Origin of the sequence: Xanthomonas sp. SHU 166, from assembly GCF_000364685.1 — a bacterium.
Lineage (GTDB): Bacteria > Pseudomonadota > Gammaproteobacteria > Xanthomonadales > Xanthomonadaceae > Xanthomonas_A > Xanthomonas_A sontii.
The window spans coordinates 1-10,526 of the sequence record NZ_AQOJ01000597.1; the positions used below are offsets into that span (position 1 = coordinate 1).

Below are 10,526 nucleotides of genomic sequence, written 5' to 3' on the forward strand. Positions count from 1 at the left end.
ACCTGCTGGCGCGGCTGAAGGCGACCTACACCGGGTCGATCGGCAGCGAGTTCATGCACATCTCCGAGTTCGAACAGCGCCAGTGGATCTACCAGCGCCTGGAGAACGCGGGCGGCAACATCGCCGGCGACACCGCCAGCCGCCGCCGCACCCTGGAGCGGATCACCGCCGCCGAGGGCCTGGAGCGCTACCTGCACACCAAGTACGTCGGCCAGAAGCGCTTCTCGCTGGAAGGTGGCGACTCGCTGATCCCGATGATGGACGTGCTGGTGCAGCGTGCCGGCAGCGACACGGTCAAGGACATCGTGGTCGGCATGGCCCACCGCGGCCGCCTCAACGTGCTGGTCAACACCCTGGGCAAGAACCCGCGCAAGCTGTTCGACGAGTTCGAAGGCAAGTTCGAGCACGCCCACGACGACCGCGCCCACACCGGCGACGTGAAGTACCACATGGGCTTCTCCGCCGACGTGGCGGTGGCCGACGGCAAGTCGGTGCACCTGGCGCTGGCGTTCAACCCCTCGCATCTGGAAATCGTCGACCCCGTGGTGGTCGGCAGCGTGCGGTCGCGCCAGGAGCGTTACGGCGACGCCGCGCGCAAGTCGGTGCTGCCGGTGATCATCCACGGCGACGCCGCGTTCGCCGGCCAGGGCGTGGTCATGGAGCTGTTCCAGATGTCGCAGGCGCGCGGTTTCGCGGTCGGCGGCACCGTGCACATCGTGGTCAACAACCAGATCGGCTTCACCACCAGCGCCCGCGACGACGCCCGTTCCACGCTGTACTGCACCGACGTGGCCAAGATGATCGGCGCGCCGGTGTTCCATGTGAACGGCGACGATCCGGACGCGGTGGCGTTCGTGGCCAACCTGGCCTACGACTTCCGCCAGCAGTTCAACAAGGACGTGGTCATCGACCTGGTCTGCTACCGCCGTTGGGGCCACAACGAGGCCGACGAGCCGGCGGCGACCCAGCCGGTGATGTACCAGACCATCCGCAAGCACAAGACCACCCGCGAGCTGTACGCCGCCCAGCTGGAAAGCGAAGGCGTGCTGCAGGCCGGCGAGGCACAGGCGCTGGTCGACGGCTACCGCAACAAGCTCGACTCGGGCGAATACACCACCGAGCTGGCGACCCGCAAGCCCGACGAGTTCGCCATCGACTGGTCCAAGTACCTGTCGGGCAAGCTGTCGGACAAGGTCGACACCACGATCAAGCGCAAGACCCTGGATCAGCTGGCCAAGATCATCACCACCATCCCGGGCGGCGTCGAGCTGCACCCGCGCGTGGCCAAGATCTACGAGGACCGGGTGAAGATGGCCGCCGGCGAACTGCCGGGCGACTGGGGCTTCGCCGAGAACCTGGCCTACGCCACCCTGCTGGGCGAAGGCCACAAGCTGCGCCTGGTCGGCCAGGACGCGGGCCGCGGCACGTTCTTCCACCGCCACGCGATCCTGCACGACCAGAAGACCGACAGCTACTACCTGCCGCTGCGGCAGCTGGTGGAGAACCCGGAAGACGCCACCGTGATCGACTCGCTGCTCAGCGAGGAGGCGGTGATGGGCTTCGAGTACGGCTACTCCACCACCGATCCCAACGCGCTGTGCATCTGGGAAGCGCAGTTCGGCGACTTCGCCAACGGCGCGCAGGTGGTGATCGACCAGTTCATCGCCGCCGGCGAAGCCAAGTGGGGCCGCATCTCGGGCCTGTCGCTGTTCCTGCCGCACGGCTACGAAGGCCAGGGCCCGGAGCACAGCTCCGCACGCCTGGAGCGCTTCCTGCAGCTGTGCGCGCTGGAGAACATGCTGGTCTGCGTGCCGACCACCCCGGCGCAGGCCTTCCACATGATCCGCCGGCAGATGCGCATGTCCACGCGCAAGCCGCTGGTGGTGATGACGCCCAAGTCGCTGCTGCGCCACAAGCTGGCGGTGTCGACGCTGGAGGAACTGGCCGACGGCGAGTTCCAGCACCTGATCCCGGACGCCAAGGCCGACCCGAAGAAGGTCAAGCGCGTGGTCGCGTGCTCGGGCAAGGTCTACTACGACCTGCTCGAGGACCAGACCAAGCGCGGCCAGGACGACGTCGCCATCCTGCGCGTGGAGCAGCTGTATCCGTTCCCGCGCGAGCTGCTGTCGGCCGAACTGAAGCGCTACGGCAATGCCACCGACTTGGTCTGGTGTCAGGAAGAGCCGCAGAACCAGGGCGCCTGGTACCAGATCAAGCACCACCTGCAGGCCTGCCTGGCCGACGGACAGAGCCTGCACTACGCCGGCCGCGCCCGTTCGCCGTCTCCCGCCGCCGGCCACTTCGCCGAGCACGTGGAAGAGCAGCTGAAGCTGGTCGCCGATGCGCTGTTGAATCCGTTCAACGACCAAGTCGCTGAATAAACCCCCTTTCACACTTCAAAAAAGACACCACTAGGACGCCCCCTGCAATGGCCACCGAAGTCAAAGTTCCGGTACTGCCCGAATCCGTATCCGATGCCACCATCGCCAGCTGGCACAAGAAGGCCGGTGAGGCGGTCAAGCGCGACGAGAACCTGGTGGACCTGGAGACCGACAAGGTCGTGCTGGAAGTGCCCTCGCCCGTCGATGGCGTGCTGAAGGAGATCAAGTTCGAGACCGGCGCCACCGTGACCAGCTCGCAGATCCTGGCGATCATCGAGGAAGGCGCGACCGCCGCTGCGGCGCCGGCCGAGGCCAAGGTCGCCGAGGCGCCGAAGGCCGAAGCGCCCAAGGCCGCCGCCGCGGAAGCACCGAAGGCCGCCAAGGCCGACGCGCCGAAGGCCGCCGGTGATGTGTCCAGCCTGCCGCCGGGCGCGCGCTTCAGCGCCATCACCGAAGGCGTGGATCCGTCGCAGGTCGAAGGCACCGGCCGCCGCGGCGCGGTGACCAAGGAAGACATCCTCAACTACGCCAAGAACGGCGGCGCCGGCAAGGCCAGCGGTGCGCGTCCGGAAGAGCGCGTGCCGATGACCCGCGTGCGCAAGCGCATCGCCGAGCGCCTGATGCAGTCGAAGAACTCGACCGCGATGCTGACCACCTTCAACGAGGTCAACCTGGCCAAGGTTTCGGCGGCGCGCAAGGAATTGCAGGACGAGTTCCAGAAGGCCCACGGCATCAAGCTCGGCTTCATGAGCTTCTTCGTCAAGGCCGCGGCCAACGCGCTGCAGCGCTTCCCGCTGGTCAACGCCTCGATCGACGGCGACGACATCATCTACCACGGCTACAGCGACATCTCCATCGCCGTGTCCACCGACAAGGGCCTGGTCACGCCGGTGCTGCGCAACGTCGAGCGGCAGTCCTTCGCCGACATCGAACAGGGCATCGCCGACTACGCCAAGAAGGCGCGCGACGGCAAGCTGAGCCTGGAAGAACTGCAGGGCGGCACCTTCACCGTGACCAACGGCGGCACCTTCGGCTCGCTGCTGTCGACCCCGATCATCAACCCGCCGCAGAGCGCGATCCTGGGCATGCACGCGATCAAGGAGCGTCCGATCGCCGAGAACGGCCAGGTCGTGATCGCGCCGATGATGTACCTGGCGCTGTCCTACGACCACCGCATCATCGACGGCAAGGACTCGGTGCAGTTCCTGGTCGACATCAAGAACCAGCTGGAAAACCCGGGCCGGATGCTGTTCGGTCTGTAAGAGCCGGGAATCGGGAATGGAGAGTGGGGAATGGGACAAGCGCCCATTTCCCTGCCCTGTTCCCGCCTGGACCTGGATGGGAGGCGGCAGGCGCCTGCGCTTTTGCGATTCCCCATTCCCTATTCCCCATTCCCGTGTGAGCGAATGAAATGAGCGAACAATACGACGTCGTCGTCATCGGTGCCGGTCCCGCCGGCTATCACGCGGCCATCCGTGCCGCCCAGTTGGGCCTGAAGACCGCGTGCATCGACGCGGCGCTGGGCAAGGACGGCAAGCCGGCGCTCGGCGGCACCTGCCTGCGCGTGGGCTGCATCCCGTCCAAGGCGCTGCTGGATTCCTCGCGCCAGTTCTGGAACATGGGCCACCTGTTCGGCGAGCACGGCATCAGCTTCAAGGATGCCAAGATCGACGTCGCGGCGATGGTCGGGCGCAAGGACAAGATCGTCAAGCAGTTCACCGGCGGCATCGCGATGCTGTTCAAGGCGAACAAGATCGCCCCGTACTACGGCTTCGGCGAACTGCAGCCGGGCAACGTGGTCAAGGTCAAGCAGCACGACGGCAGCGAAGTCGAGCTGAAGGGCACCAACGTGATCCTGGCCGCCGGCTCGGATTCGATCGAACTGCCGTTCGCCAAGTTCGACGGCGAGACCATCGTCGACAACGTCGGTGCGCTGGACTTCACCGAAGTGCCCAAGCGCCTGGCGGTGATCGGCGCCGGCGTGATCGGCCTGGAACTGGGCAGCGTGTGGAAGCGCCTGGGCGCCGAGGTCACCATCCTCGAAGCGCTGCCGGACTTCCTGGCGCTGGCCGATGCCGAAGTGGCCAAGACCGCGCTCAAGGAATTCAAGAAGCAGGGCCTGGACATCAAGCTCGGCGCCAAGGTCTCCAAGACCGAAGTCACCGGCAAGGGCAAGAAGCAGGAAGTGGTCGTCACCTATAGCGACAACGAAGGCGAGAAGACCCTCAACGTGGACAAGCTGCTGGTGGCCGTCGGCCGCCGCGCCGCCACCAAGGGCCTGCTGGCCGACGGTACCGGCGTCAAGGTCAACGAGCGCGGCCAGATCGAGGTCGATGCGCACTGCCACACCGGCGTCGACGGCGTGTGGGCGATCGGCGACTGCGTGCGTGGGCCGATGCTCGCGCACAAGGGCTTCGAGGAAGGCATCGCGGTCGCCGAACTGATCGCCGGCCTGCCTGGTCACGTCAACTTCGACACCATTCCGTGGGTCATCTACACCGAGCCGGAAATCGCCTGGGTCGGCAAGACCGAGCAGCAGCTCAAGGCCGAAGGCGTGCCGTACAAGGCCGGCAGCTTCCCGTTCGCGGCGATCGGCCGTGCGGTGGCGATGGGCGAGCCCGCGGGCTTCGTCAAGGTCATCGCCCACGCCGAGACCGACCGCGTCCTGGGCATGCACCTGGTCGGCGTCGGCGTCTCCGAACTGGTCCACGAAGGCGTGCTGACCATGGAGTTCAACGGCTCGGCCGACGACCTGGCGCGCATCTGCCACGCCCACCCCACCCTGTCCGAAGCGATCCACGACGCGGCCATGGCGGTGAGCAAGCGGGCGATTCATAAGGCCAATTGAAGCCGGGAAACGGGAATGGAGAATCGGGAATGGCAAGCGCATTCCCGGCACTGCATTCCCACTGCATAACGCCGGGCCCGAGTCCGGCGTTATGCGTTTCGGCTTTTGATTTTCCCTATTCCCCATTCCCGACTCCCCATTCCCGATGAAAAGCATCTGCGTCTACTGCGGCTCCAACGCCGGCAACAAGCCCGCCTATGTCGAACGTGCCACCGCGCTGGGCACGCGCATCGCCGAACAGGGGCTGCGCCTGGTCTATGGCGGCGGCAATGTCGGCCTGATGGGCACCGTGGCCAATGCGGTGCTCGCCGCCGGCGGCGAGGTCACCGGCGTGATTCCCAAGCAACTGGCGGACTGGGAAGTCGCGCACCGCGGCCTCACGGAGCTGGAGATCGTCGGCTCGATGCACGAACGCAAGTCGCGCATGTTCGACCTGTCCGATGCCTTCGTCGCCCTGCCCGGCGGCTTCGGCACCATGGAAGAAATCTTCGAGATGCTGACCTGGCGCCAGCTCGGCATCGGCAACAAGCCCTGCGCCTTCCTCGACGTGGAAGGGTTCTACGCGCCGCTGATCGGCATGATCGATCGCATGGTCGAGGAGCGCTTCCTGCACCCGGACCAGCGCGCCGACCTGTGGTACGGCAGCGACATCGACACGATGCTGGGCTGGATGCGGGAGTACACGCCGGCGCAGGCGTCGAAGTGGATTGACGAGAAGCGCCGTAACGCGCTGCGCTGAGAGCATCTCTGATCGGCGGTAAGCATCTGGCGCGTGGCGACGCGTTACAGATTCCGGCGCCTCACTGCTTCCATGGCGCGGATTGATGAAAAGCGACGCAACGCGCTGCGCTAGGAGCGTCTGAGGGGCGGCGGGATCAATGCGCGTGGCGACGCGCTACCGACTCCGGCGCCTCACCGCCACTGCGGCGCGGATCGACGAGAAGCGTCGAAACGCACTGCGTTGAGAGCATCCGATCGGCAGTTAGCACCTCGCGCGTGGCGACGCGTTAGAAATTCCGTCGCCTCACTGCTTGGATGGCGCGGATTGATGAAAAGCGCCGCAACGCGTTGCGCTGAGACGCCGAAAGCGGCAACGTCATGACGCGTGGCGACGCGCCATGAATTCCGGCGCACGATTGTTCCTGCGGCGCGGATCGACAAAAAGCGGCGCAACGCGTTGCGCCAGGCGCATCCGATCCACGGCAAGCGCTTGGCGCGTGGCGAACCGTTTAGGCCGCCGCCCATACCGACAGGACGTGTCCTGCAGGAGCGGCTTCAGCTGCGACGGGCGCTCTCGATAAAACCCATCGCGGCTGAACGGCAACCTGCCATGGCGGCATCTTCAGTCGCTCCAGCATCGGAGGCGCGAATCGAACAAACGCGCCGCAACGCGTCGCGCTGCGAGCAACGGGCGCATGGCGCCGCGCTCCGCACCCGATCGCCTCAAAGCAGCTGCGGCGCGGCGGCCGGGCGCCCGAGCAGATAGCCCTGCCCGTAGTCGCAACCCAGTTCGCGCAAGGTCGCCAGTTGCTGTTCGGTCTCGATGCCCTCGCCCACCGTCTCGATGCCCAGGGTGCTGGCCAGGGCGAGAATGCCGCGCACCAGCGCGTGGCTGCCGGTGCTGCCCTCGTCCTGCAGGCCGGCGACGAAGCTCTGGTCGATCTTCAGCACCGAGATCGGGAAGCGGTGCAGGTAGGACAGCGCCGAGAAGCCGGTACCGAAGTCGTCCAGTTGCGCCAGCACGCCGCGCTCGCGCAGCGCCTGCAGGATGGTCAGGGTGCGCGGCGCGTCGTCGAGCAGCGCCACCTCGGTGATCTCCACGCGCAGGCGGCGCGGATCGGCGCCGGCAGTGTCGATCAGCCCGAACAGCCGCTCGGTGAAATCCGGCGAGCGGAAATGCCGCGGCGAGACGTTGACCGAGACGTAGCCGCCCTCGCTCTGCGCCAGGCGCCGGATCACCTGCGCGTACAGCAGCCAGTCCACCTGCTCGATCAGGCCGCTCTCCTCGCCCAGGTCGATGAACTGGCTCGGCACCAGCAGCCCGCGGCTTTCGTGGCGCCAGCGCAGCAGGGCTTCGTGGCCGATCACCTCGCCGTCGCGCAGGCGCACGATCGGCTGGTAGAACGGCTCGAAGTCGCGGTTGTTGATCGCCCGACGCAGGTCCGCCTCCAGATCGAGGCTGCGCAGCGCCGCCTCGCGCATGGCCTCGTCGAACACCACGCAGCGGTCCTGCGTCTGCGCCTTGGCCCGGTACATGGCCGCGTCGGCGTCGCGCAGCATCTCCTCGCCGTTGTGGTAGCGCGGATGCCAGGCGGCGATGCCCAGGCTGCCGGACGGGAACAATTCGCGGCCGGCCACCCACATCGGCTGGCCAAGCACGTGCAGCAGGCGCCGCGCCAGCTCGCGCGCGCCGTCCAGGCCATGCTCGCACGGCGTCAGCACCGCGAATTCGTCGCCGCCCAGGCGCGCCACCACGTCCTGGCCGCGGATCGTGGAGACGATGCGCTTGGCCACCTGCACCAGCATCTCGTCGCCGGCGGCGTGGCCGATGCTGTCGTTGACCAGCTTGAACCGGTCCAGATCCAGGAACAGCACGGCGAAGGTCCTGCCGCCGCCGCGGGCACGGGAGATCGCCTCGCTAAGCCGGTCCAGCAGATGCGATCGGTTCGGCAACCCGGTCAGCGCATCGTGCAGCGCCTGGTGGGTCAGGCGCTGCTCGGCACGCCAGCGTTCGGCGATCTGCGCCAGCAGTTGCTCGTTGACCTCGGCCAGCTCGCGGGTGCGCTCCTCCACGCGCTGCTCCAGCTCCGCGTGCGCCAGCCGCAGCCGTTCCTGCGCGCGCTGCCGCGCCAGACCGCTGCCGACGTTGTGCGCGACGAAGGTCAGCAGGCGCTGGTCGTGCTCGGTGAACCGCACCTTGGCGATGTAGCTCTGCACCACGATCGCGCCGATCACCTCGCCTTCGTCGAACAGCGGCACGCCCAGCCAGCTGTAGGGGCGCTGGCCGTACTCCTGTACCTCGCCCTGCGTCAGCAAGGCGTCGATGTCGGGAAGTTCGAGCAGTTGCGGACGCCGCACCCGCATCACGTACTCGGTCAGTCCGCGGCCGCGGCGCCGTTGCGGCCGGTAAGGGGTGAACTCGTCCACCGAGTAGACGAACTCCAGCATCGTGTCGTCGTCGGACAGCAGCGCGATGTACAGGTTGCGCGCGTCGATCAGCCCGCCGACGATGGCGTGCACCTCGGTGTAGAACTGCTGCAGGCTCTCCGAACGGATCGCCAGCTCGGCGATGCGGAACAGCGCCAGTTGCAGCGTCTCGGCGCGCTTGCGCTCCTGGATCTCGTCCTGCAGGTCGCGGTTGGCGCGCTGCAGTTCCTGGGTCCGCAGGTGCACCCGCCGCTCCAGTTGCACCTGCGCATGGCGCCGGTCCATCGCGGTCTGCACGTGTTGCGCCACGTAGGCCAGCAGCGCGCGGTCGGCGTCTGTGTAGCGCAGCGCGTAGTCGTAGTTCTGCACCACGATCGCGCCGCACACCCGGCCCTCGCGCAGCATCGGCACGCCCAGCCAGTCGCGGCTCTCCGGGCCGTGTTCGGCGTTGTAGCCCACCTGCAGGCGTTCGCGCACCTGCTCCGAGGGCCCACGCACCGCGCGGCCGTGGCGCAGCAGTCCCACGGTGAGGCTGTGCGGCATGTCGCGCAGGAAGTAGGTCTGCTCCGGATCGGCGACGAAGTCGTCGTGGCGGTCGGAGAAGTACAGAAAGCGCATGCTCTGCTGATCTTCGTCGTATTCGACGATGTAGCAGTTCTCCGCGTACATCAGCGATTCCAGCACCGCATGCACGCGCTGCAGCATCTGGCTCATTTCCAGATCGGCGCCGGCCAGATCGGCGATCTCGTACAGCGCCTGCTGCAGCTGCTTGGATTTCTCCAGGCCCTCGATGCGCGCGCGCATGCGCTCGGTGTCGAGCAGGTTGAGGCCGAAGGCGACCGCGGCCTCGCACCAGGCGGTGCGGTACGCTTCGTCCAGCGGCTGTCTCACCTGCGCACCGATGACCACGCAGGCCCCCTCGGCGGTGCGATGCACGTGCAGCACCGTGGGTGTCGTCGACGGTGGCAACTCGGTGGCGGCCAGCGTCTGCGCGACCAGCGCCTGCAACCACTCCGGCGCCTCCGCGCTGGCGCCGTGGAGGCGCCCGACCACGCCGTCGCCGCAGCCGACCACCACGGCGCTGCCGGGCGGCAGCAGCCTGCACAAGGCCTGCGCCGTGCGGGCGGGCGCATGGCCGCCGGAAGCGTCTTCGCGGGCGGTGGCGGACGAATTGAACAGCATCGACAACGATTCTCCTGCAGGGCCCCCGGAACTGCTCCACGCTCGCCCTTTCACCCCCAGCATACCCGTTGCATGCACCGATCGACGCCCGATCAACCCCGAAGTGCCGCGATACGCGTTTGTCTACCCATGTTGTCCGAATGTCCGCCATCGACGCCCTCTCCCGGGCCCCCGCCTCCCGACTATGCGGCGGACCGGCGAACGCTTAGGCTTGCCGCCGTGGACGCCCCGGTCGACGCGAGCGACGAAGCCCTGATGCTGGCCTATGCCGCCGGCGACGCACGCGCGTTCGAGACTCTGTACCTGCGCCATCGCGGCCGCCTGTACCAATACCTGCTGCGGCAGCTGCGCGACCGGGCGCTGGCCGAAGAACTGTTCCAGGACGTGTGGCAGCGGGTGATCGCCGCACGCCTGGACTGGCAGCCGCAGGCCGCGTTCACCACCTGGCTGCTGCGCATCGCCCACAATCGGCTTGGCGACCATTGGCGCGCGGCCAAGCACCGCCCGCCGGCGCCGGCCGACGCCGACCTGCGCACCGCGCGCGTGCAGGACCCCGACACCCCGGAGCGGCAGTTGTCCGCCTTCGAACAACGGCGCCAGTTGCAACTGGCGCTGGATGCGCTTCCCGAGGAGCAACGCGACGTGCTGCTGCTGCGCCTGGAGCAGGAATTGAGCCTGGACGAGATCGGGCACATCACCGGCGTCGGCCGCGAGACGGTCAAGTCGCGGCTGCGCTATGCGATGGACAAACTGCGTGCGAGGTTGGGCGGATGAGCGCCGACGAACCGCTGACCCCGGAAGAGCGCGCGCTCGCCGAACGCCTGCGCCTGGGCCGGCAGGCATTGCCGCCGCCGGCGCTGGATGCGGCGATCCTGGCTGCCGCGCGCGCGGCGGTCGCACCGGGAGCCGCCGAGGTCCCGGAGTATCCCAGCAGCGCCGCGGAGCGCGCACGGGCGCAAGCCGCCACC

At 67.6% G+C, this 10,526-nt stretch carries 6 protein-coding genes and 1 pseudogene; 6 read left to right on the plus strand and 1 reads right to left on the minus strand.

Annotated elements, in window-relative coordinates; translation table 11 throughout:
- The 4 genes from D180_RS14820 to D180_RS14835 all read left to right on the plus strand — a co-directional run.
- A partial coding sequence (locus D180_RS14820) for a 2-oxoglutarate dehydrogenase E1 component (protein WP_017913413.1) occupies positions 1–2,381 on the plus strand: 2,381 nt, incomplete at its 5' end.
- Between the two features lie 47 nt (positions 2,382–2,428).
- Positions 2,429–3,643 carry a dihydrolipoyllysine-residue succinyltransferase gene (gene sucB, locus D180_RS14825; RefSeq protein WP_017909176.1) on the plus strand — a complete coding sequence of 405 codons (1,215 nt, stop codon included), beginning with the start codon at positions 2,429–2,431 and terminating at the stop codon, positions 3,641–3,643.
- Between the two features lie 149 nt (positions 3,644–3,792).
- Entirely contained in the window at positions 3,793–5,229 is a 1,437-nt protein-coding gene (gene lpdA / locus D180_RS14830) for a dihydrolipoyl dehydrogenase (protein WP_017913414.1), read from the plus strand.
- A gap of 145 nt (positions 5,230–5,374) precedes the next feature.
- Positions 5,375–5,968 carry a TIGR00730 family Rossman fold protein gene (locus D180_RS14835; protein WP_017913415.1) on the plus strand — a complete coding sequence of 198 codons (594 nt, stop codon included), beginning with the start codon at positions 5,375–5,377 and terminating at the stop codon, positions 5,966–5,968.
- 704 nt (positions 5,969–6,672) lie between these two features.
- Here D180_RS14835 and D180_RS14840 read toward each other — a convergent pair.
- Complete coding sequence (locus D180_RS14840; protein WP_017913416.1) at positions 6,673–9,558, minus strand: EAL domain-containing protein; 2,886 nt, start codon at positions 9,556–9,558, stop codon at positions 6,673–6,675.
- A gap of 219 nt (positions 9,559–9,777) precedes the next feature.
- On the opposite strand from D180_RS14840, the gene D180_RS14845 reads away from it, so the two are divergent.
- Positions 9,778–10,332 (plus strand): RNA polymerase sigma factor, encoded by a 555-nt coding sequence (locus D180_RS14845; protein WP_017909180.1) that lies wholly within the window; start codon positions 9,778–9,780, stop codon positions 10,330–10,332.
- Positions 10,329–10,526: pseudogene (locus D180_RS14850) on the plus strand (hypothetical protein); the annotation flags it as partial. The gene D180_RS14845 and the pseudogene D180_RS14850, both read left to right, overlap by 4 nt.

Excerpts from the sequence above, each read along its gene's own strand:
- D180_RS14840 (WP_017913416.1), bottom strand. The coding sequence starts at position 9,558 with ATGCTGTTCAATTCGTCCGCCACCGCCCGCGAAGACGCTTCCGGCGGC.
- lpdA (WP_017913414.1), top strand. The coding sequence starts at position 3,793 with ATGAGCGAACAATACGACGTCGTCGTCATCGGTGCCGGTCCCGCCGGC.
- sucB (WP_017909176.1), top strand. The coding sequence starts at position 2,429 with ATGGCCACCGAAGTCAAAGTTCCGGTACTGCCCGAATCCGTATCCGAT.
- D180_RS14835 (WP_017913415.1), top strand. The coding sequence starts at position 5,375 with ATGAAAAGCATCTGCGTCTACTGCGGCTCCAACGCCGGCAACAAGCCC.